Annotated in this window: 18 protein-coding genes; 6 read left to right on the forward strand and 12 right to left on the reverse strand. The window is 73.4% G+C overall.

All coding sequences use genetic code 11. The annotated features are described in order from the left end of the window. On the forward strand, positions 1-948 hold a 948-nt coding region (gene ligD, locus D3A60_RS01210), incomplete at its 5' end, for a non-homologous end-joining DNA ligase (RefSeq protein ID WP_119717482.1). Positions 949-996: 48 nt separating this feature from the next. On the opposite strand, the gene D3A60_RS01215 is transcribed toward ligD, so the two are convergent. From D3A60_RS01215 to D3A60_RS01225, 3 genes are all read right to left on the reverse strand, one after another. Further along, a complete protein-coding gene (locus D3A60_RS01215; protein WP_231120351.1) occupies positions 997-2,214 on the reverse strand; it encodes a hypothetical protein in 1,218 nt (405 codons plus the stop codon). Then, positions 2,189-3,610, reverse strand: a complete 1,422-nt coding sequence (locus D3A60_RS01220; RefSeq protein WP_119716897.1) for an MBOAT family O-acyltransferase — start codon at positions 3,608-3,610, stop codon at positions 2,189-2,191. Before D3A60_RS01220 ends, D3A60_RS01215 begins: the two co-directional genes overlap by 26 nt. 162 nt (positions 3,611-3,772) lie before the next feature. Beyond that, complete coding sequence (locus D3A60_RS01225; protein ID WP_119717484.1) at positions 3,773-7,501, reverse strand: indolepyruvate ferredoxin oxidoreductase family protein; 3,729 nt, start codon at positions 7,499-7,501, stop codon at positions 3,773-3,775. Positions 7,502-7,739: 238 nt separating this feature from the next. Here D3A60_RS01225 and zwf point away from each other — a divergent pair, with 238 nt between their 5' ends. The 5 genes from zwf to D3A60_RS01250 all read left to right on the forward strand — a co-directional run bounded on the left by zwf (position 7,740) and on the right by D3A60_RS01250 (position 14,983). Next, entirely contained in the window at positions 7,740-9,212 is a 1,473-nt protein-coding gene (zwf, locus tag D3A60_RS01230) for a glucose-6-phosphate dehydrogenase (RefSeq protein ID WP_119716898.1), read from the forward strand. After that, the gene (gene pgl, locus D3A60_RS01235) at positions 9,196-9,957 is read left to right on the forward strand and encodes a 6-phosphogluconolactonase (RefSeq protein ID WP_119716899.1); all 762 of its coding nucleotides are present in this window, start codon (positions 9,196-9,198) and stop codon (positions 9,955-9,957) included. Before zwf ends, pgl begins: the two co-directional genes overlap by 17 nt. 100 nt (positions 9,958-10,057) lie before the next feature. Next, on the forward strand, positions 10,058-10,714 hold the full coding sequence (locus tag D3A60_RS01240) for a tetratricopeptide repeat protein (RefSeq protein WP_231120352.1): 657 nt from the start codon (positions 10,058-10,060) through the stop codon (positions 10,712-10,714). A gap of 145 nt (positions 10,715-10,859) precedes the next feature. Further along, complete coding sequence (locus D3A60_RS01245) at positions 10,860-12,056, forward strand: EAL domain-containing response regulator (protein WP_119716900.1); 1,197 nt, start codon at positions 10,860-10,862, stop codon at positions 12,054-12,056. Then, entirely contained in the window at positions 12,035-14,983 is a 2,949-nt protein-coding gene (locus D3A60_RS01250; RefSeq protein WP_119716901.1) for an ATP-binding protein, read from the forward strand. The genes D3A60_RS01245 and D3A60_RS01250 overlap by 22 nt, the downstream gene beginning before the upstream one ends. A gap of 9 nt (positions 14,984-14,992) precedes the next feature. Here the strand turns inward: D3A60_RS01250 and D3A60_RS01255 are convergent, their stop codons facing one another. From D3A60_RS01255 to D3A60_RS01295, 9 genes are all read right to left on the reverse strand, one after another. Beyond that, the gene (locus D3A60_RS01255; RefSeq protein WP_119717486.1) at positions 14,993-15,985 is read right to left on the reverse strand and encodes a YheT family hydrolase; all 993 of its coding nucleotides are present in this window, start codon (positions 15,983-15,985) and stop codon (positions 14,993-14,995) included. 63 nt (positions 15,986-16,048) lie between these two features. Further along, positions 16,049-16,855 carry a lysophospholipid acyltransferase family protein gene (locus D3A60_RS01260; RefSeq protein WP_119716902.1) on the reverse strand — a complete coding sequence of 269 codons (807 nt, stop codon included), beginning with the start codon at positions 16,853-16,855 and terminating at the stop codon, positions 16,049-16,051. 46 nt (positions 16,856-16,901) lie between these two features. Further along, positions 16,902-17,357: a hotdog fold thioesterase gene (locus tag D3A60_RS01265; RefSeq protein ID WP_119716903.1), complete on the reverse strand. Its 456-nt coding sequence runs from the start codon at positions 17,355-17,357 to the stop codon at positions 16,902-16,904. 179 nt (positions 17,358-17,536) lie between these two features. Further along, positions 17,537-17,749 carry a hypothetical protein gene (locus D3A60_RS01270; RefSeq protein ID WP_119716904.1) on the reverse strand — a complete coding sequence of 71 codons (213 nt, stop codon included), beginning with the start codon at positions 17,747-17,749 and terminating at the stop codon, positions 17,537-17,539. 119 nt (positions 17,750-17,868) lie between these two features. Next, positions 17,869-18,075, reverse strand: coding sequence for a hypothetical protein (locus tag D3A60_RS01275; protein WP_119716905.1), 207 nt, complete (start codon positions 18,073-18,075; stop codon positions 17,869-17,871). 267 nt (positions 18,076-18,342) lie between these two features. Then, positions 18,343-20,454 carry a phospholipase D family protein gene (locus D3A60_RS01280; RefSeq protein WP_231120353.1) on the reverse strand — a complete coding sequence of 704 codons (2,112 nt, stop codon included), beginning with the start codon at positions 20,452-20,454 and terminating at the stop codon, positions 18,343-18,345. Then, complete coding sequence (locus D3A60_RS01285) at positions 20,451-21,020, reverse strand: YceI family protein (RefSeq protein WP_231120354.1); 570 nt, start codon at positions 21,018-21,020, stop codon at positions 20,451-20,453. Before D3A60_RS01285 ends, D3A60_RS01280 begins: the two co-directional genes overlap by 4 nt. Beyond that, positions 21,011-21,487: a SixA phosphatase family protein gene (locus D3A60_RS01290; protein WP_119716906.1), complete on the reverse strand. Its 477-nt coding sequence runs from the start codon at positions 21,485-21,487 to the stop codon at positions 21,011-21,013. The genes D3A60_RS01285 and D3A60_RS01290 overlap by 10 nt, the downstream gene beginning before the upstream one ends. Before the next feature lie 74 nt (positions 21,488-21,561). Further along, positions 21,562-22,191, reverse strand: a complete 630-nt coding sequence (locus tag D3A60_RS01295) for a ParA family protein (RefSeq protein ID WP_119716907.1) — start codon at positions 22,189-22,191, stop codon at positions 21,562-21,564. Positions 22,192-22,194 lie beyond the last annotated feature (3 nt).

The raw sequence follows: 22,194 nt of genomic DNA on the forward strand, positions 1-22,194 counted from the left end.
GCGACGAAAGCGACGAAAGCGACGAAAGCGACGAAAGCGACGAAAGCGACGAAAGCGACGAAAAGCCGCGTTGCGAAATCCGCGCCGGGGGTCGCATTCGAGATCAGCAGCCCCGAGCGCATCGTCTACCCGGACGCCAAGCTGACCAAGGCCGACGTCGCCGCGTATTACGCCGCCGTCGCGCCGTGGCTGCTGCCCGAGCTGGCCGATCGCCCGCTGTCGCTGCTGCGCTGTCCGGACGGCACCGCCGGCACGTGCTTCTTCCAGAAGCACCACGCGCCGGCGTTCGGCCCGGCCGTGCACGCGATCCCGCTGCGCGAGTCCGACGGCGAGGACGACTACCTGTACGTGCGCGACGTCGACGGCGTGCTCGCGCTGGTGCAGATGAACGCGATCGAGTTCCACCCGTGGGGCGCGCGCGTCGACCGGCCCGAGCAGCCCGACCGGCTGGTGTTCGACCTCGACCCCGACGAAGGCATCGCGTGGCGCGACATCCAGGCCGCCGCGCGCGACGTGCGCGACCGCCTCGCCGAGATCGGCCTGCGCAGCTGGGTGCGGCTGTCCGGCGGCAAGGGGCTGCACGTGGTGGTGCCGATCCGGTGCGGGCCGACGTGGGCGCAGGCCAAGGCGTTCTGCGAGGCGTTCGCCGACGCGATGGTCGCGCAGGCGCCGCTGACCTACGTCGCGACCGCGTCGAAGGCGCGGCGCAAGGGCCGGATCTTCATCGACTGGCTGCGCAACGCGCGCGGCGCGACCAGCGTCGCCAACTGGTCGCTGCGCGCGCGCCCGGGCGCGCCGGTGGTGATGCCGCTGCGCTGGGAGGAGCTGGCGCGCACGCGCAGCGCCGCCGACTACGATCTGAAGAAGGCGCTGCGCCGCGCCGCGACGCTGGCGCAGGACCCGTGGCACGACCTCGCCGCGACCCGGCAGGCGCTGCCGCGCGGGTGAGTTACGTGGGCGCGGGGGGCCTGAGCGTGAAGGGCGTGGCCCGCGCGCTCAGGGCGCGCGCTGGGCGGTGCGCGTGGCCGCCGGCGCGGCCGCGTCCCACAGCCGCTCGCGCTCGATCGTCGTCGCCAGCGCCGCGGTGTAGCGTCGCGCGTCGCGCGCCGACAGGTGCGACCACTCCGGCAGCTCGAGCCCCCGCATCGACGGGTGGTCCTCGAAGTGCACGCCAGGCAGGCCGCTGCGCGCCAGCAGCAGGTCCCAGGTCTCCGCGCGCGGCAGGTGCTGCTGCTCGTAGGCGTAGTAGCGTCCGTCGCTCGGCGGGCGCACGAACACCACGCGCACGCCGCGCGCGCGCAGCGCGTCGACGGCCTTGAGGGTGCGCGCGATCTGCGCGTCGATCGCGGCGCGCTTGAGCGCCGGCGTGTGCATGCCCGGCAGCGGTCCGCCGAAGTCCTCGGCCCAGATGTCCTGCACCAGCGTGCGGTAGGCGGCGTCGAACTCGACCCGCGGCCAGATGTGGGTGTTGCGATCCGGGCCCAGGACCATCAGCTTGCGCACGCGCGTGCGCGGCGGCAGCCCGTCGCGCGCCGGCCACGCCTGCCGGCGCAGCACCGTCGGCAGGGCGAAGTCGGGGTCGTAGAACGCCAGCCGCGTTTCGAGCAGGTGCTTGCTGAGCCAGTGCCCGATGCGCTGCGCCGGCCCGCGGTCGTGGTAGTGCTTCACCGCGTCGCCGCGGTACGCGTAGCCGCTGAAGAACAGGTCCGGGGTCACGTCGACCAGCACCCGCCCGGTGAAATCGGGGTCGGCGGCGAGGTCCTCGAGCACCGGCAGCGGCGAGGTGCCCTCGAGCGCCAGTTGGATCGGCCGCTCGCCGGTGACCTGCTCCCACACCGGCAGCTGCACGTCGAACAGCACGCGCGAGGTGCCGACCAGCACCGTCGCGTCGCCTTCGCCGGCGTTGATCCGCGCGCGCTGCTCGGCCCACGCGCCGGCGCTGTTGCGGTAGCCCGGCGTCGCGTCCCAGGTCCGCCAGTACGCCTCCCAGCCGGCCAGCAGCACGGCGGCGCCGAGCATCGCGAGGACGAAGATGCGCCGCCACGGTTGCGCCGGCACGTCGCGCTCCGGCACCGGCTGGGCCACGCCGGGCCGGTCCGACGCGGTCAGGCGGACGAAGCCGGGGCGCTCGAAGCGGTCGGCGTCGGCCGCGGCGTCGAACGTCGCGGCGCCGTCGGTCGCGGCGGCGTCAGAACTGGAAGTAGATGAACGCATTGCCCGACCCCTGGGTGACGACCACCGCGAACAGCATCAGCGCCCACGCGCCCGACAGCACCGCCGGGCGCCGCCCGGCGATGAACGATTCCAGCGTGCGCGTGCGCATCAGCCAGTGCGCGCCGACGATCCCGGCGACGATCGCCAGCGCCGGCACCAGCTCCGACGTCGGCAGGATCGGCGCGGCGCCCGCGTTCAACCCGGCCATGCCGCGCAGCAGCGACCACGCCTCGCCGAAGCTGTCGGCGCGGAAGAACACCCACGTGACGTTGACCAGCGCGTAGGTCAGCAGCGCCAGTGCGAACAGTGCGAGCGGGCCCGGCCGGTACCCGGCGAAGCGCGCGCGCAGCACCCGCTCGGCCGCCAGGTACAGCCCGTGCAGCCCGCCCCACGCGACGAACGTCCAGCTGGCCCCGTGCCACAGGCCGCCGAGCAGCATCGTCGCCATCAGCGCGAAGTACGTGCGCGCCGGGCCGTGGCGATTGCCGCCGAGCGGGATGTACAGGTAGTCGCGCAGCCACGCCGACAGGGTGATGTGCCAGCGCCGCCAGAAGTCCGAGAAGCCGATTGCCGCGTACGGGAAGCGGAAGTTGTCCGGCATCGCGAAGCCCAGGCACATCGCCGCGCCGATCGCGGTGGTCGAGTAGCCGGCGAAGTCGCAGAAGATCTGCCCGCTGAAGGCCAGCGTGCCGGTCCACGCGTCGAGCGCGCCGGCGACCGTGCCGGGCCGCGCGTCGAACACCGACTCGGCCGCCGGTGCGAGGAAGCCGTCGGCCAGCACGACCTTCTGGAACAGGCCGAGCGTCATCAGCGCCAGCCCGAAGCGCAGCTGGTCGGGCGTCGCGCGGCGCTCGTGCGCGAACTGCGGCACCAGCTCGGTCGGCCGCATGATCGGCCCGGCGACCAGGTGCGGGAAGAACGTCACGAACAGCGCGTAGTCCAGGAAGTTGTCGGCCGGCTTGGCCCGCCGCAGGTAGATGTCGAGCGTGTAGCTGAGCGTGGCGAAGGTGTAGAACGAGATGCCGACCGGCAGCACGATGTCGAGCGCCGGCGGCGCGTAGGCGACGCCGGCCGACGCCATCAGCGCGCTGAAGTTCTCCATCAGGAAGCCGCCGTACTTGAAGTACCCGAGCATCCCGAGGTTGACCACCACCGAGAGCAGCATCCACGCGCGCCGCGCGGCGTGGCCCTGGGCGTGGACCAGCTTCTTCGCCGCCCACCAGTCGACCACCGTCGACACCCACAGCAGGATCACGAACGGCGGGTTCCACGCCGCGTAGAACAGGTAGCTGGCGACCAGCAGGTTGACCTTCTTTGTGGTCCAGCGCAGCGGCATCGCGTGCAGCGCGAGCACCAGCGCGAAGAACACGACGAACGTGAGCGAGTTGAAGACCATCGGCGAGCCCCGGCGCGGCCGCGGTGCCGCTCACCGGGCCAACGCGCCGCGCCCCGGCCTGCGGCCATCGCGCGGTCCCCGCGATGGGGGATGGCGCCGCATGGAAAAGGGCCGGCGCTTGCGCGCCGGCCCTTGGGTCACGCCGCGACGCGGTCGGCGCGGTCAGGCGACCTGCACGATCCGCAGCGGGTTGTTCCACTGCGCCAGCAGCTCGGCCTCGCGGGCCTTGGCCTGGTGCAGGTGCGCTTCCTTGACGTGGCCGTAGCCGCGGATGTGCTCCGGGATCGACGCGATCTCGGCGGCCAGGCCGACGTTGCCGCGGTCGAGCGTGGCCAGCAGGCCGTCGATCGTGGCCACGTAGTCCTCGATCAGCTGGCGCTCGCCGCGGCGCTCCTCGGTGTAGCCGAACACGTCCAGCCGCGTGCCGCGCAGGCGGCGGAACTTCGCCAGCCACTTGAACGCGGTCAGCACCCACGGGCCGTACTCGGCCTTCATCAGCTGGCCGTTGGCGTCCTTCTTCGCCAGCAGTGGCGGGGCCAGGTGGAACTTGAGCTTGTAGTCGCCGTCGAACTGCTGCTGCAGCCGGCGCTGGAACTCGCCGCTGGTGTACAGGCGCGCGACCTCGTACTCGTCCTTGTACGCCATCAGCTTGAACGCGTAGCGCGCGACCGCCTCGGTCAGGTCGGTGCTGCCCGGCGCCTTCGACTGCTCGGCGTCGCGCACGCGGGTGACGAAGCTGGCGTAGCGGTTGGCGTAGGCGGCGTCCTGGTAGTCGGTCAGGAACGCGATGCGGCGGCTGATCAGCTCGTCGAGCGAGCGCGACAGGCGCGCGTCGTCGAGTGGCAGGAACGCGACGGTGTCGGCGTCGGTCTGCGCGCTGCCGAGCGAGTTCGGCAGGTGGCGCAGGTCGTCGGCCTCGCGGGTCGGGCGCGGCGCGGACGTCGCGCCCCACTCGTTGCCCTCCCACGCGCCGGCCTTGAGCATCGGCAGCGCGTGCGGGGTGGCCTCGGCCGCGGTGGGGACGTTGCGCACCAGCCCGGCGGCCTGGGCGACGGCCTGCGGATCGACCACCGCCAGGCGGCCCCACGCGAACGCGGTCTTGTTCATCTCGACGGCGGCGCCGTTGAGCTCGACCGCGCGCAGGATCGACCCCAGCGACAGCGGCACCAGGCCCTTCTGCCACGCGTAGCCGAGGATGAACAGGTTGGTCGCGATCGCGTCGCCCATCAGCGCGGTGGCCAGCTGGGTCGCGTCGACCGGGTGCAGCCCCGAGCCGCCGAGCGCGGTGGTGATCGCCGCGACGATGTCGGTCGCCGGGAACTGCATGTCCGGGCGCGTGGTGAAGGTGCCGGGCATCGCCTCGTAGGTGTTCAGCACCACGTTGGCGCGGCCGGCGCGGATCTTCGACAGCACCCAGTAGTCGTTGACGACGACCATGTCGCAGCCGAGCACGAGGTCGGCCTCGCCGGCGGCGATGCGCACGGCGTGGATGTCGGCCGGGGTCGGCGCGATGCGGATGTGGGTCGTGACCGCGCCGCCCTTCTGCGCCAGGCCGGTCTGGTCGAGCACGGTCGCGCCCTTGCCCTCCAGGTGCCCGGCCATGCCGAGCAGCGCGCCGATGGTGACCACGCCGGTGCCGCCGACGCCGGTCAGCAGGATGTTCCACGGCTGCGACAGGTCGGTGGCGAACGTCGGCAGCGGCAGGTCGGCGAGCTTGTCCTTTGCCGACGAGCCCTTCTGCTTGCGCAGGTGGCCGCCCTCGACCGAGACGAAGCTCGGGCAGAAGCCATTGACGCAGCTGTAGTCCTTGTTGCAGTTGCTCTGGTCGATGTCGCGCTTGCGGCCGAACTCGGTTTCCTTCGGCAGCACCGACACGCAGAACGACTTCTTGCCGCAGTCGCCGCAGCCTTCGCAGACCAGCGAGTTGACCACGATGCGCTTCTGCGGGTCCGGCATCTTGCCGCGCTTGCGGCGGCGGCGCTTCTCGGTCGCGCAGGTCTGGTCGTAGATCAGCACCGAGGTGCCCTTGACCTCGCGCAGGCGCTTCTGCACCGCGTCGAGCTCCTTGCGGTCGTAGAACTCCACGTCGGACGGGAACAGGTCGCGCCGGCTCCACTTGGCGATGTCGTCGGACACCACGACGATCGCGTACACGCCTTCACTGCGCACCTGGTGGGCGATCTGCGGCACCGTCAGCGTGCCGTCGACCGGCTGGCCGCCGGTCATCGCGACCGCGTCGTTGTAGAGGATCTTGTAGGTGATGTTGACGCCGGCGGCGACCGACTGGCGGATCGCCAGCGAGCCGCTGTGGAAGTAGGTGCCGTCGCCGAGGTTCTGGAACACGTGCGGGGTGTCGGTGAACGACGCCTGCCCGGCCCACGTGACGCCTTCGCCGCCCATGTGCGTGAACGTATCGGTGCTGCGGTCCATCCACGTGACCATATAGTGGCAGCCGATGCCGCCGAGCGCGCGGCTGCCCTCGGGCACCACGGTCGAGGTGTTGTGCGGGCAGCCCGAGCAGTAGTGCGGCACGCGCGGGAACTGCGCGCGCGGCAGCGCCAGCTCGGATTCCTTCTCGGCCATCCAGCGCAGCACGTCGTTGATCCTGTCCGACGCGCTGCCCTCGACCAGCTGCAGGCGCTGGATGCGCCGGCCGATCACGCCGGCGATCGTCGCCGGGGTCAGCTCGCCGGTGCTCGGCAGGATCCACTCGCCGGCCTCGTCGTACTTGCCGACGATGCTCGGGCGCTGGCCCGGCCAGTTGTACATGTACTCCTTCATCTGCCGCTCGATGAAGGCGCGCTTCTCCTCGACGACGACGATGTCCTCGAGGCCTTCGGCGAACGCGCGGATGCCGACCGGCTCCAGCGGCCAGGTCATGCCGACCTTGTACACGCGGATTCCGAGGTCGCTGCACGCCTGCGCGTCGAGGCCGAGGTACTCCAGCGCCTGCAGCACGTCGAGGTAGCTCTTGCCGGTGGTGACGATGCCCAGCCGCGCGCGCGGCGAATCGAGGACCAGCCGGTCGATGCGGTTGGCGCGCGCGAACGCCTGCGCGGCCTTGACCGCGTAGCGGTGCAGGCGCATCTCCTGGTCCATCGGCGGGTCCGGCCAGCGGATGTTGAGGCCGCCGGCGGGCATCTCGAACGCGTCGTCGCCGGGCAGCACGATCTGCTGCGCCATCGGGTTGACGTCGACCGACGCCGACGACTCGACCGTCTCGGCGATCGTCTTGAAGCCGACCCAGCGGCCGGTGTAGCGCGACATCGCCCAGCCGACCAGGCCCATGTCGAGGATGTCCTGCACGCCGGCCGGGTTCAGCACCGGCATCATCGCGCTGACGAACTCGTCCTCGCTGCCGTGCGGCAGGGTCGAGCTGCGGCAGGCGTGGTCGTCGGCGGCCAGCGCCAGCACGCCGCCGTAGCGGCCGGTGCCGGCGGCGTTGGCGTGCTTGAACACGTCGCCGCAGCGGTCAACGCCCGGGCCCTTGCCGTACCACATGCCGTACACGCCATCGACCTTGGCGCCCGGGAACAGGTTGGTCTGCTGGGTGCCCCACACCATCGTCGCGCCGAGGTCCTCGTTGAGGCCCGGGGTGAACTTCACGCCGGCCGCCTCGAGGTGCTTGCTCGCGCGCCACAGCTCCAGGTCGAAGCCGCCGAGCGGGCTGCCGCGGTAGCCGGAGATGAAGCCGCCGGTGTTCAGGCCGGCCGCCTGGTCGCGCAGCCGCTGCATCAGCGGCAGCCGCACCAGCGCCTGCACGCCCGACAGGTAGATGCGGCCGTCGGTGCGCGTGTACTTGTGCTCGAGCGTGTAGTCGACGTCGAGCACCGAGTTGGTGAGCGCGGTGTTGGCCGAGGACGGCGAGCTGAGTTCGGCGGTGCTGGTCATGCGGGGCTCCGGCGCGGCGGGGGCCGCGTGGCTGACGACGGGACGCCCGGCGCCGTGCCGCACGACCGCGCCCGGGGCGCGCCGCGGCAAAGTGCCGAGCAAAGACTCGGAATTGTACCAAGCGCCGGCTCCGGGGCCCTTGGGCCGGCTGCCGGGCCGCCGCCGGGGCGGGCCGGCGGCGCCGCGATTGGCCGCCGGCGCTTGCTATCGTCGGCGTCCCCCTGCTCCCGGCCCGCCGATGACCGCGCCGCACCTCGTCCCGCTGGCCCCGTTCGACCTGGTGATCTTCGGCGGCTCCGGCGACCTCGCCCTGCGCAAGCTGCTGCCGGCGCTGCTGCACCGCTACCTCGACGGGCAGATCGTCGACGGCACCCGGATCGTCGCGATCGCGCGCGACGCGCGCAGCGACGACGACTACCGCGCCCGCGTCCGCGACGCGCTCGCGCCGGTGGCCGCGCGCGACCCCGGCGGCGAGGCCAAGCTCGACGGCTTCCTCGCCCTGCTGCACTACCGGCGGCTGGACCTGGCGAGCGACGACGGCTGGCCGGCGTTCGCCGACGAGATTCGCGCCGAGCGCCGCGTCCGCGTGTTCTACCTCGCGGTCGCGCCGGACCTGTTCGCCGCCGCCGCGCAGCAGCTGCACGCGTGGGAGCTGGTCGACGCCGACACCCGCGTGGTCGTCGAGAAGCCGATCGGCCGCGACGGCGCCAGTGCGCAGCGGATCAACGACGCGCTCGGCGCGGTGTTCGCCGAGCGCCAGGTGTTCCGCATCGACCACTACCTCGGCAAGGAGACGGTGCAGAACCTGACCGCGCTGCGCTTCGGCAACGCGCTGTTCGAGCCGCTGTGGCGGGCCGAGCACATCGACCACGTGCAGATCACCGTCGCCGAGACGGTCGGCGTCGAGGGCCGCGCGCCGTACTACGACCGCTCCGGCGCGCTGCGCGACATGATCCAGAACCACCTGCTGCAGCTGCTGTGCCTGGTGGCGATGGAGCCGCCGACCTCGCTCGACGCCGACGCTATCCGCGACGAGAAGCTCAAGGTGCTGCGCGCGCTGCGCACGATCGACGCCGGCAACGTCGGCGCGCTGAGCGTGCGCGGGCAGTACCGCGCCGGCGTCGCCGACGGCCGCGCGGTGCCCGGCTACGCCGACGAACTCGGCCACGCGTCGGCCACGGAGACCTTCGTCGCGCTGAAGGCCGAGGTGCGCAGCTGGCGCTGGGCCGGCGTGCCGTTCTACCTGCGCACCGGCAAGCGCCTGCCGGCGCGCGTGTCGGAGATCGTGGTGACGTTCCGCGACGTGCCGCACTCGAACTTCGAAGGCATCAGCGCGCTGGCGCCGAACCGGCTGGTGCTGCGCCTGCAGCCGGACGAGAGCGTGACGCTGTGGCTGATGAACAAGGTGCCCGGCCCCGGCGGGCTGCGGCTGCGCCAGGTGCCGATGGACCTGAGCTTCGCCGAGGCGTTCGGCGGCCGCCAGGCCGACGCCTACGAGCGCCTGCTGATGGACGTCGTGCGCGGCAACGCGATGCTGTTCATGCGCCGCGACGAGGTCGACGCGGCGTGGGCGTGGATCGACCCGATCCGCGCCGCGTGGGAGGCCGCCGGCGACGCGCCGAAGTCCTACACCGCCGGCACCTGGGGGCCCAGCGCCGCGGTGGCGATGATCGAGCGCGACGGCCGCACCTGGCATGACGATGCCGCCTGAGCGCCTGCGCGCGGTCGCGCCGGCCGCGGTCGCGCTGTCCGAGCGCGCGTTCGCCGACGGCGAGGCGCTCGCCGAAGCCCTCGCCCAGCGCATCGGCGACGACCTTCGCGCGGCGATCGCGGCGCGCGGCGACGCCCGCGTCGCGCTGTCGGGCGGGCGCACGCCGCGGCGCTTCCTGCAGCGGCTGGCGCGGCAGGAGCTCGACTGGTCGCGCGTGCGGGTGGTGCCGGTTGGCGAACGCTGGCGCTCGCCGGTGCACGAGCGCAGCAACGAGCGCCTGCTGCGCGAGCACCTGCTGCAGGGCCCGGCTGCCCCGGCGACGCTGATCCGGCTGCTGCGCCCGCTGCCGACGCCCGAGGCCGCGCTGCAGGCGGTCAGCGCCCAGGTCGCCGCGCAGGCGCTGCCGCTGGACGCGTGCGTGCTCGGCATGGGCGTCGACGGCCACGTGGCGTCGCTGTTTTCCGACATGGCGCGGCGCGACGTCGGCCTGCAGCCGGCCGGTCGCGCGCCGGTGGTCGCGGTGCGCAGCGCGCTGTCGCCGGAGCCGCGCATGAGCCTGACCCTCAGCGCGCTATTCAGCGCCGCCGCGCTGTACCTGCACGTCGAGGGCGACGCCAAGCGCCGCACCCTCGACGCCGCGCTCGCCGACCCGGCCAGCCGGCTGCCGATCCGCGCGCTGCTGGCGCAGGCGCCGGTCGTGCCGACGCTGTACTGGTGCCCCGGGCGCTCGCCAGGCGAGGCCTGAGTCCGGGCTGCCCCGCCGGCCGCGACGTCGTCACGTTGCCGCCGTGACCGCGCGCACGCCGCGCGCTAGGATGACGCGGCGCAACAGGGGGTTCCATGCCATGTCCATCCGCACGCCCGGGCCCGGCCCGCTCGCGCTCGCCGTCCTGCTCGCCGCCGCGCTGCTGGCGCCCGGCCCCGGCATGGCGCAGACGCTGCCGAAGCCGGCCGAGTTCTACTTTGATGCCGACGCCAACGCGCTGCGCCCGATCGTGGCCGTTCGCGACACCGGCGACGTGGCGATCCAGAAGCTGTTGAAGGCGATCGAGCGCAATCCGCGCGCGAAGGCCGAGCACGCGCAGCTGGCGCACCTGGCGATGGCCGGCGGCCGCGAGGACGTCGGCCGCGAGATGTACACCCGCGCGCTGGCGCGCATCGACCGCACCGACGTGATGTGGCGCGCGCTGATGTGGCGCTACGGCTGGGACCTGTACCGCGCCGGCGATGCCGACGGCGCGCTCGCGCAGTGGCGCACGCTGCACGCGTCGCGCAGCGTCAATGCCGCGTGGATGCCGCCGACATTCGCGCTCGCGCTGTGGACCGCCGGCCGCCGCGACGAAGCGGTGCAGTGGTACGCCGCCGCGGTGCGCAGCGAGCCGCAGCAGTGGGCGACCACCGCCGGCTACGCCACGCTGTTGCCCGAGTGGCGCGACAGCGAGCGCGCCACGCTCGCGCAGGTGCACGCCGCCTGGGCCGCCAACCCGCCGCGCTGGCCCTGACCGCGCGCCGACCGCGCGGCGCCGCGCGGTGACCGCTGGTCGAGGCTGATCGCGTTGGCTTGGCATTGCCGCTAGAGTCGGGGCCCGGCCGCACGCGGCCGCGCCACGCCGCCGCACCCGGCGCGTGACCAGGGGGAGGGACCGGATGTCCGTGTCGGGGTTGAGCGTTCTGGTCGTCGAGGACCACGGTTTCCAGCGCCGGATGGCGCTGCGTCTGCTCGCCGAGCTCGACGTCGGCGCGGTCCACGAGGCCGCCGACGGCCTCGCCGCGCTGCAGCTGCTCGAACGCCTGCCCAGCCCGCCGGACGTGGTCATGGTCGACCTCGACATGCCCGGCATGGACGGCATCCAGTTCATCGGCCAGGTCGCCGAGCGCGGCTTCGCCCGCGCGGTGCTGCTGGTCAGCGCGCTCGATCCGGCGCTGATCAACACGGTGCAGACGATGGCGCGCGCCTACGGGCTGCGCGTGCTGGGCAGCGTCGAGAAGCCGCTGACCCGCGACAAGCTGCTGGCCGCGCTGGAGCGCGCCGACGACGGCCACGCGCTCGACGAGGACGTCGTCCACGCCGAGCCGCCGGCCAACGCCGTGCACGCCGCGCTGGTCGGCGGCGAGATCGGCCCGTGGTTCCAGCCGCAGGTCGAGTTCGGCAACGGCCGCGTGGTCGGGGTCGAAGCGCTGGCGCGCTGGCACCAGCCCGACGGCCACGTGATGCGCCCGGCGCAGTTCCTGCCGGTGGTCGAGCGCGAGGGCCTGCTCGACGTGATGACCGACCACATGCTGCTGCACGCGTGCCAGTGGCGCCGGAAGTGGGACCGCCAGGGCCTGCGGCTGAAGGTCTCGGTCAACGTCTCGCCGGCGACGCTGGTCGATCCCGGCGCCGCCGACCGCTTCCAGCACATCGTCCAGTCGCAGGGGCTGGAGCCGCAGGACATCGTGCTCGAGGTCACCGAGAGTTCGGTCGCGACCGACCCGGCGCAGAGCCTCGGCGTGCTCGCACGGCTGCGGCTCAAGGGCTTCGGCCTGTCGATCGACGACTTCGGCACGGGCTACTCGTCGCTGGCGCAGCTGTCGCAGGTGCCGTTCACCGAATTGAAGATCGACCAGGGCTTCGTGTCCGGCGCGCACGCGCAGCCGCGCAAGCGCGCGGTGGTCGAGGCCAGCCTCGAGCTCGCGCGCAAGCTGTCGCTGAACGTCGTGGCCGAAGGCGTGGAGACGGTCGAGGACTGGCAGATGCTCGCCGACCTCGGCTGCGGCGTGGCCCAGGGGTACCTGATTGCGCAGGCGGTGCCGGGCGGTGACCTGGCCGACACGATCGCGCAGTGGCGCAGGCCCGGCCACTAGGCACCGCGATGCGGCTGCGCGACCGCTTCACCCGCCGCGGCATGCGCTACCAGCTGTGGGCGCTGTTCGCGATGTTCCTGCTCGCCGGCGCGGCGGTGCTGGTGATCGACGAGGTCGCCCGCTACCAGGCGCGGCAGTCGCTGCAGGCGCTGCGCGACGAGAGCCTGCAGCGCATGCGGCTGCTGAAGTCGGTGTCCGACGCGTACGGGCTCGACGTGGTCGACACCACCTTCCGCGTGCGCAACGCGCTGGTCAGCTGGGACACCGGCGTGGAGACGCTCGACGGCGCGACCGCGCGGATCGAGGCGGACTGGGCCCGCCTCGCGGCGATGCCGCGCACCGCCGAGCAGCAGGAACTGTTCGCGCAGACCGAGCGCGCGCGGGTGCGCGCCGACCGCGCCGCCGACAGCCTGCGCGTGATCCTGGTCGCGCGCGACATCGACGCGCTGGGCCGCTTCGCCGACGTCGAGCTGTACCCGGCGATCGACCCGGTCACCCACCGGCTGCAGCGTCTGGCCGACCTGGCGCTGGCCGACGCCGAGGTCGCCGTCGCCCGCGATCTGGCGCGCAGCAAGCGCGTCAGCCTGATGCGGGTGGGCCTGTCGCTGCTCGCGCTGGTGCTGATCGCGCTGCTCGGCCGGGTCGTGCTGCGCAATGCCTACCGCGGCGTCGAGAGCCTGACCTGGCTGGTGCGGCGGATGCGCGACCACGACTTCACCGCGGTGCCGGCGCACCACCCGCGCGGCGAACTGGGCACGGTGATGGATGCGTTCCTCGACATGCGCCGCGACGTGCTGGCGTTCGAGACCGAGCTGACCGACCAGCTGATGCGCAACGAGGCCACGCGCGCCGAGCTGACCCGGCGCGAGGCGTTCCAGCGCTCGCTGCTGGACGCCGCCCAGGTGGCGATCCTGGCCATCGACGCGCACGGGCGCTGGAGCGTGGTGAACCCGTTCGCCGAGGCGCTGCTGGGCTGGCGTGCCGACGAGATGCTCGGCCGCGTCGTGCGCTACGGCGGCGCGACGCGCGACGACGACGGGCCGATGCTGGTCACCGCCGAGCAGGTCGAGCACACCGCCGCGCGGCTGTCGCAGCGGCTCGGGCGCGAGGTGCCGACCGATTGGCGCGTGCTGGTCGCGCTGGCCGAGCTGCGGCGCCCGCCGGCCGAGGCGGTGCTGCGCCACCGCGACGGCCACGACGTGCCGGTGCTGCTGGCGCTGTCGGCGCTGCAGGACGACGACGGCGAGCACGCCGGCGTGATCGTGGCGGCCGCCGACCTGAGCCCGCTGAAGCAGCTCGAGGGCGAACTGCGCGCCAGCGAGGCGCGCGCGCAGGCGGCCAACGAGGCCAAGTCGCAGTTCCTCGCGGCGATGAGCCACGAGATCCGCACGCCGATGATCGGCGTGACCGGGATGATCGAGGTGCTCGCGCACACCCGCCTCGATGGCGAGCAGCGCCACGCGCTCAACGTGATCCAGCAGTCGTCGCAGTCGCTGCTGCAGATCCTCGGCGACATCCTCGACTTCTCGAAGATCGAGGCCGGACGGCTGGATCTCGCGCCGGTGGTCGTCAGCCTGCCGGCGCTGCTGCGCAGCACCGTCGCCAACTACGCCGGCGCGGCGTCGAGCCAGGGGCTGGCGCTGAACTGCACGATCGGGCCCGATGTGGCTCCAGCGCACCGCGTCGACCCGCTGCGGGTGCGGCAGATCGTCGCCAACTTCCTGTCGAACGCGATCAAGTTCACCCGCGAAGGCAGCGTCGAGGTCGCGCTGGATTCGCACGGCCCGGTGCCCGACGGCAGCGTGCTCGGCGCGCAGCGGCTGGAGGTACGGGTCACCGACACCGGCATCGGCGTCAGCGCCGAACAGCAGCAGCGCCTGTTCCAGGCGTTCAGCCAGGCCGACGGCGACACCACCCGGCGCTTCGGCGGCACCGGGCTCGGGCTGGTGATCTGCCGGCGACTGGCCGAGCTGATGGGCGGCGAGGTCACGATGGAAAGCGTGCCCGGCGTCGGCACGACGATGCGGCTGGTGCTGACGGTGCCGCGCGCGCGCGCCGAGGAGCTGCCGGTCGAGCCGGTCGACGCCGCGCCGGCGTCGCCGGCGCTGGTGCCGCGCCCGCTGCCGGCGGTCGACCAGGCCGAGCGCGAGCGCAGCCTGGTGCTGCTGGTGGACGACCACCCGATCAACCGGCTCGTGATCGGACGCCAGCTTTCCTTGGCCGGCTACGCCAGCGAATCGGCCGACGACGGCGCCGCCGCGCTCGAGCGCTGGCGCAGCGGCCGCTACGCGTTGGTGCTCAGCGACGTGCACATGCCGGGCCTCGACGGCTACGGGCTGGCGCAGGCGATCCGCGCCGAAGAGGCCGCCGGCGGCCGGCCGCGCACGCCGATCGTGGCGCTGACCGCGGCGGCAATGAAGGGCGAGGCCGAGCGCTGCCTTGCCGCCGGCATGGACGACTACCTGCCCAAGCCGGTGCCGGTGGCGACGCTGGCCGCGTGCCTGCAGCGCTGGCTGCCGCACACCGCGCCGGCGGCCGGCGGCACCGGCGTGGCCGCCGATGCGGGCGCGCCGATGCCGCAGCTCGACGCCGCGACGGCGCTCGACCCGGCCGTGCTCGACGCGATCAGCGGCGGCGACGCGGCCACCGCCGCCGCGGTGCTCGACGAGTACCTCGAGGCGACCGCGGCCGACCTGCGCGAACTCGCCGCCGCGCGCGACGCCGGCGACGCCGCGCGGATGGCGCGCGAGGCGCACAAGATCAAGGGCGCCGCGCGGCTGGTCGGCGCGACCGAAATCGCCGCCACCGCGCTGACGCTGGAGCTGCGCGCGCACGACGGCGAACTGGCGGCGCTGCTGCCGCTGGTGGCCGACGTCGAACTGGCCGCCGAGCGGCTGCGGCTGCTGGTCGCGCGCCGCGCGCGCTGAGCGGGCCGGTTAGCGGCGGTCGCGCTCGCTCGCGAGCCGGTCGGCGATCCAGCGCTCGGCGAAGCCGTCGAGCTGGGCGTTGAGCAGGAACCCGCAGTGGCCGCCCCACGGGGCGATCTCGAGCCGCGCGTGCGCCGGCAGCGCCAGCGCGCGGAACGCGTCGACCGGGATCACCGGGTCGTCCTCGGCCATCAGGATGCTGACCGGCACCTGCAGCGCCGCCAGCCGCTCGCCGGCGACCGAGTAGCCGTCGAAGTAGCGCTCGAGCGTGCCGAAGTCGGTGTAGCGCTCGACCATCCACTGGGTGAGCGGGCGCATGCGCAGGCCGAGCGCGCGGTCGTCGAAGTCGTGCGCCTGCGGGAACAGCGCGCGCTTGCGCGCCAGCGAGCGCCGCCACTTGCGCTCGAAGTAGCGGATGTACAGCGGGAAGCCGCTCTCCATCGCCTCCATCGTGCGCGCCGGGTCGAGCACCGGGCACACCGCGCACGCGTGCGCCAGCTCGAGCCCGGCGCCGGGCGCGCGCAGCGCGAGCCGCAGCGCGAAGTTGCCGCCGAGCGAGTAGCCGGCCACCGCCATCGGCCGCCGCGGGAACCGCCGCGCGACCTCCACCGCCGCGCGCACGACCTCGTCGATGCGGTTGGAGTGGAACATGCCCTCGTTGAGGTGGTGGGTGTCGCCGTGGTCGCGGAAGTTCAGCCGGAACACCTCGAAGCCGCGCGCCAGCAGCTCGGCCGCGGTCAGGCGCATGTAGCTCGAGTCGACGCTGCCTTCCCACCCGTGCAGCAGCAGCACCAGCCCGCGCGGGTCCATGCCGGGCACGACGCTGCGCAGGCCCATCAGGCGCACGCCGTCGCCGGCGTCGACCAGGTGCGGGGTCGTGGTCGCGCCGGCGGCGAGCAGGCGGCGCTCGCCGACGCGGCGGCGCAGCGGGCTCGAGCCCAGCACCGACTGCAGGTGCGGGTTGCGCAGCCAGCGCGCGGGGCGGTAGTCGGCGGCGGTCAGCATCCCGGGCGCGTCCATGCCCACGAACTTAGCCGCGTGGAGTCGAGCCGTCGCACTACCGGCTCAGCGCGCCATCGCGTCGACGATGCGCGCGCGGGCCAGTTCGGCGATGCGCCGGCGGCCGTCGGCGTCGCCGGGCGCGATCGGGGCGAGGAAGTGCACCTCGGCGCGGCGCGGCGGCTCGCCGAGCAGGCGCACGAAGTTCGACAGGAAGTTCTCGCGCGGGCCGAACGCGACGACGGTCTGGGCCACGCCGCGGTCGCCGTAGCGCAGCGCTACCGGCTGCACTGGCACCCCGGCCTCGACCGCGGCCAGGAAGATCCGCGCGTGGAACGGGCCCACTTCGCCGCCGCCGCGCGTGCCGCCTTCGGGAAACACCCCGACCGAGCGGCCGTGGCGCAGCCGCGCCAGCATTTCGTGCAGCACGCCGCCGAGCGATTCGGTGTTGCCGCGGTGGTGGAAGATCGTCTCGCCGCGCGCGGCCAGCCAGCCGACCAGCGGCCACGACTCGATCTCGCGCTTGGCGACGAAGCCCATCATCCGCTGGCTGTGCAGCATGCTGATGTCGACCCAGCTGACGTGGTTGGCGACGAACATCGTCGCCCCCGGCAGCGGGGTGCCGAGGCGCCGCGGGCGGAAGCCGAAGATCCACACCAGCCCGGCCTGCCACGCGCGGATCACCCGGTGCTGCAGCGGCTCGTCGCCGACCCGCATGCCGGCCGTGACCGGCGTCAGCAGCAGCAGCACGAGCGGCAGGCCCACCAGCAGGTGGACCAGCAGCAGCGGGATGCGGACGAGGTAGCGGAGGGCGCGGCGGACGCCCGTGCCGTGCGGCGCGACGGCGCCGGCGGATGCAGGGGGCGGGGTCATCGCGCGCCACGATACCGAAGCGCGCAGGACCCGGCCAGCGCGGGCGTCACGCCCGCGCCACGACGGCCAGCGTCAGTCGCGACGTGCACACCAGCCGCGCGGCCTCGTCCTCGATGCGGATGTCCCAGACCTGGGTGCGGCCGCCGACGTGCAGCGGCCGCGCGGTGCCGGTGACGGTGCCGCTGCGCACGCCGCGCAGGTGGTTGGCGTTGATCTCGATGCCGACGACGCCGTAGCCGTCCGGCGCGCACAGGCCGCCGGCGGTGCTGCCGAGCGTCTCGGCCAGCAGCACCGAGGCGCCGCCGTGCAGCAGGCCGTACGGCTGCTTGGTCCGCGCGTCGACCGGCATCGTCGCGCGGACGAAGTCGTGGCCCAGTTCGGTGAACACGATGCCCAGCGGCTCCATCGCGGTGTCCTTCGACAGTGCGTTGAGCGCGTCGAGCGACAGGCGGTGGCGGAACGGCGACGGCGTGGCGGCGACGGGAGCGGCGGTGTCGGTCATCGCGCCACGATAGCCGTTGGCCGGAAAAAAGCCGACCGGCGCGCCACCGGAGAGAGGGGGAGGGGGCGGCGGCCGGTCGAGGGGAAAGCGGGCGTGCGGTGCGCGTCGGCGGGAAGCGGGACGCGCGCCGGTTGGGCCGTGGGCGCCGGTCCGGCGCGGTGCCGGACCGGGAAGGGGGCTCAGCCGAAGCGGAAGCGCGGGGTGGCCCAGTCCTGGGTATAGCGGCGCGGGCTGGCGTAGCCCGAGCTGCTGCCGTAGCCGACGCCGAAGTCGCGCTCGCGGCGCTCGCGGCGGGCCAGGGCGGCCGGCATGTCGAGGGCGGCGACCGCCACGGCGGTGCGCGCCGGCAGCGACGTCGAAGCGGAGAGGGACAGCGGACGGAAGGCGTTCATGGCAAGGGTCCTGGAGGCGTGCCGGTCGGGGGTGGCCGGCGGTACAGCGGGCGGGGCAGTGGTGCGGCGGGTGAAGCGGGTGGGGCGGTGCAGCGTCGAAACGGGCGAAGCGGGACGGATCAGGCGCAGCGGAAGCGCGGGGTGGCCCAGTCCTGGGTGTAGCGGCGGGCGCTGGCGTAGCCGGAGCTGGAGCCGTAGCCGACGCCGAAGTCGCGCGGGCGGTGGCTGGTGCGATCGCCGAGGGCGACGACGTTGCTGGCGGGGGCGGCCGGCGCGTCCGGGTTCGGGTTCGGGCGGCGGTTCAGCAGGGTGCGGTAGGCGTTCATGTCGGGGTCCTGTCGGGTGTGTGTGTGCGGTGGTGTGTTGGTAAAGTACAACACCAATTCGATTCCGCCATGGGCCAGAAGTCACCCCACCTAAGACCTGGTTCGAAACGGGGCGGCACAGCCGGAAGTCCCTGATATAGATGGGGTTACGGCGCGATTGGTTGCCATGACTGACGACAGGGGTCGCCCGCGCGGCGGCGCCGCCGGGCCCGGCGGGGCCCAACGCACTTTGCGACGCACGTCACATTTGGCCGGGCGAAGCGCCCGCTAGAGGATCGGCGCCAGGCCGGCGCCGAACGCGGTGAAGATCCGCGTGGTCACGCTCTTGAGCCCGAGGTCGACCTCGGGGAAATCGCCGACCGCGCGGTAGCACGTGCGGAATTCGGGGTGGCGCGGCGACAGCGGCGCCGGGCAGCGCGGCCCCGGCACGAATTCGTAGCTGGTCGCATAGCGCACCGGCCACAGGTCGAACAGCGGCAGGTACTCCGACACCTTGGCGATCGAGTACTCCAGCCCGGAGAACGGCGTCGCGCTGTCGCGCCGCGCGATCACCCACGAATTGGCCGGCGCGATGTCGCGGCGGATGCTGTCGGCCAGCGCGCGCGCGAACACCGGGTCGTCGATGACCACGGCGCTCTCGGTGTTGTAGTGGTCGCCGCGCGGATCGAAGTTGTGGGTGCCGATCACGCCAATGCGCTCGTCGATCACCAGCGACTTGGCGTGCAGGCCGATGCGCACGCCGGCGTGCTGCAGCGGCACCGGCTCGTTGGCGCCGCGCGAGCCGAACCGCAGCGCGGCGTTCTCGCGCGACAGCGGCGGCCGGAAGTCGCGGCGGCCGGAGCTGCCGCGCCACACGACGCTGCGTCGGTCGGGGCGCTCGCGCACGCGCGCCGGCGCGGTCGCCGCGACCGCAGGCGCTGGCGCGCCCTGCGCCGCCGGGCCCGGCGCGTCCGCCACGACGGCGGGAGCCGGTGCCAACGGATCTGGCGCCACCGACGGTGTGATCGCTGTCGACGCCGGCGCATCAATTGCCGAGGCGTCCGAGGCGTCCGAGGCGTCCGAGGCGTCCGATGCGTTCGGGGCGTGCGCCAGCGGCGGCAGCGCGCCGGTCTGCGCCAGGTCGATCGGCGCGTCGGCCGGAAACGGCTTGTACTCGTAGATCTCGAAGCCGAACTCGCGCAGGTAGCGGCGCTTGTACTTGTACGACAGCGCGTAGGCGATGAACGCGTCGGTCGACGCCAGGCTGTTGGTCGACACCAGCACGCGCGGCGGCTGCTCGCGCTGCTGCAGCGCGCGGAACGTGTCCTGCGCGGCCTTCGACAGCACCAGGTACGGCGTCTGCAGCAGCACTTCGTCCTGCGACGACTCGATCAGCTCGCGCAGCGAGCGCGACGCGACCGCGCCGTTGGCGCCTTCCTCGCGGTGCTTGTCGGGCAGGTCGGAGATGTAGCGCACCTCGCCGACCGGGATCGCGCGGTCGGCCAGCGCCTGCGCCTGCGCGACGTCGACCGATGCGGTGCGCATCGCCTGCGCGCGCGCCGGGCGCTCGAACTCGGCCGGCGCCAGCGGGGTGGCGCCGTTGGCGAGCAGGTGGCGGCCGACGTCGACGAGGTGGCGCACCGGCTTGCTGCGGCGGTCGTCCCAGAACGCGTCGAAGTCGCTGCCCATCGCGCGCACGATCGGGCCGGCGACCAGCACGTCGCGGTCGCGGAAGTTGTACTCGTCGTCCCAGTCGTAGTAATCGTCCTGGTAGTTGCGCCCGCCGGTGATCGCGACCGCGCCGTCGACGACCAGCAGCTTGGTGTGCATGCGCTGGTTGAGCTTGCGGAAGCAGCAGGCGGTGCCGACCACGTACTGCCAGTAGCTGATGCGCGCGCGCCCGAGCACCGGGTTGTAGATCCGCAGCTCGAAGTTGCGGTGCGCGCCGGCCAGCGCCGCCAGCGTCTCGACCCGGCGCAGCGCGGCCATCTGGTCGATCAGCACGCGCACGCGAACGCCGCGGCGCGCGGCGTCGAGCAGCTCGTCGAGTACCAGCCGCCCGGCGTCGTCCTCGTCGAAGATGTAGGTCTGCACGTCGACTGCGGTGGTCGCGCTGCGGATCAGGTTGATCCGCGACACCAGCGCGTCGGTGCCGCCGTCGAGGATCAGCGCGTAGTGCCGCGGCTGCGTCGGCCTCGACTGCGCGAACGCGCGCGCCGACAGGTCGTGCAGCGGCGACGGCGTGGCGCACGCGTCGTCGCGCTCGCAGCTCAGCGCGGCGGTGCGGGCCGATTCGGTGACCGCGTCGACGCGCGCGCGCTGCACGCCCGACAGCGAGCTGCACGCCGGCAGCAGCGCCGCCAGCGCGAACGCCAGCGCCAGGCGCCAGCGCGCGTTCACTGCGGCGCGCCCTGCAGGCGCACGCGCAGGCCGAACTTGACCCAGTCGCCCAGCGCGAACCGCCAGCTGTCGAGGCGGTAGGTGTCGCGGCGCACGTCGCCGCGGCCGCGGATGTCGCAGTCGATGCCGGGGCGCTCGCACTCGGCGGGCGACAGGTTGAACGTTTCGGTGTGGCTCACGCCGCGAATGGTAAGCCGGCCGCGCAGCGGGCCGCCGGTGCGCGCCAGCGCCGGCTCGTACGGTTCAGACACGAACTCGACGACCGGGTGGCGTTCGGCGTCGAAGAAGCGCGGGCCGCGCGCGAGCTCGGTGTAGCGGGTCGAGCCCTCGACGCTGAGCGCGCGGGCGTCGAGTTCGATCCGCACCCGGCGCCGGCCGTCGGGCAGGTTGACGACCTCGCCGGCGTGGCGCGGGAACGTGCCGACCACGCGCTGGCCCCAGCGGGTGCGCAGTTCGAACTCGAAGCGCGTGCGTTCCGGGTCGAACGACTGTCCGGCCGCCGTGCACGGCAGCAGCAGCGTCAGCAGGGCGAAGGCGACGATCGCGCGGATGCGCGTCACGGCCACCAGAACGCGCTGAGCTTGGCGATGCCCGGCTCCAGCGCGGTGTCCAGCGGGATCTGCAGCACCGCGATGCCCGACGGCGGCATGCCGCGGTAGTCGCCGGACTGGCCGCTGTGCAGCAGGGCGGCCAGGCGCTCGAGCCCCGGGTTGTGGCCGACGACCATCAGCCGGCCGACCTCGATGTGGCTGTCGGCCAGCGCGATCAGCGCGCCGGGCGTGGCCTCGTAGATCGACGGCTCGATGCGCTGGTCGACGTAGCCGATCGCGCCGAGCACCGCCTCGAGCGTCTCGCGCGTGCGCCGCGCCGGCGAGCACAGCACGCAGTCGGGCACCAGCTTGCGCTCGGCCAGCCAGCGGCCGGCGGCCTCGGCCTCGGCCAGCCCCTCCGCCGACAGCGGGCGGTCCAGGTCGGCCTGCCCCGGCGCGGCGGCTTCGGCGTGGGCGTGTCGCAGCAGGATCAGTTCGCGCATGGAGGACGCCCTGGGTCGAGGAAGGGAAAGGTCACAGCATCATGCCGCGCCGGTGCATGGCATGTGGTGGCGGTTCAGCGCTTGAGCCACTTCAGCAGCGGCGCCCAGTCGGCCTGGTGCTCGAGCACCTGCGCGGAGTGGTAGTCGAACAGGCTCTTGCCGAGCCCGGTCATCAGCACGTAGGCCTGGCTGTCGCGCAGCTGCGCGGCCACCGGGTACGGCCACTGCTTCAGCAGCTCGACAGCCTGCTGGGAAGCGTTGGTCCACGGCTTGAGCTTGTTGCCGACCACCGCCACGCGCAGGTCGCCCTTGCGCACGCGCGGGTGGCGGGCGAGCGAATCCAGGAACGGCACGGTGGCCTCGATGTCGAGCGTCGACGGCGCGACCGGGACGACGACTGCGTCGGCCACGTCGAGGAACGGGCCGAGCTCGTCGGCCATCGCGCCGGCCGCGGCGTCGATCACCACGCGCTGGGTGTCGTCGGGCAGCTGCTTGCGCCAGGCCTTGCGGCGGGTGCCGTCGAGCGGCAGCACCGCGCTCTCCATGCCGGCGCGGCGCTGCGCCCACCGGGTCGAGGAGTGCTGGGGATCGGCGTCGACCAGCGCGGTGCGCAGGCCGTCGAGCGCCGACTGCGCGGCGAGGTGGGTGGCGATCGTGGTCTTGCCGACGCCCCCCTTCGAACTGGCCACCAGCACGATCTTCATCGG

It is taken from the genome of Cognatilysobacter tabacisoli, assembly GCF_003586305.1.
Taxonomy (GTDB): domain Bacteria; phylum Pseudomonadota; class Gammaproteobacteria; order Xanthomonadales; family Xanthomonadaceae; genus Cognatilysobacter_A; species Cognatilysobacter_A tabacisoli.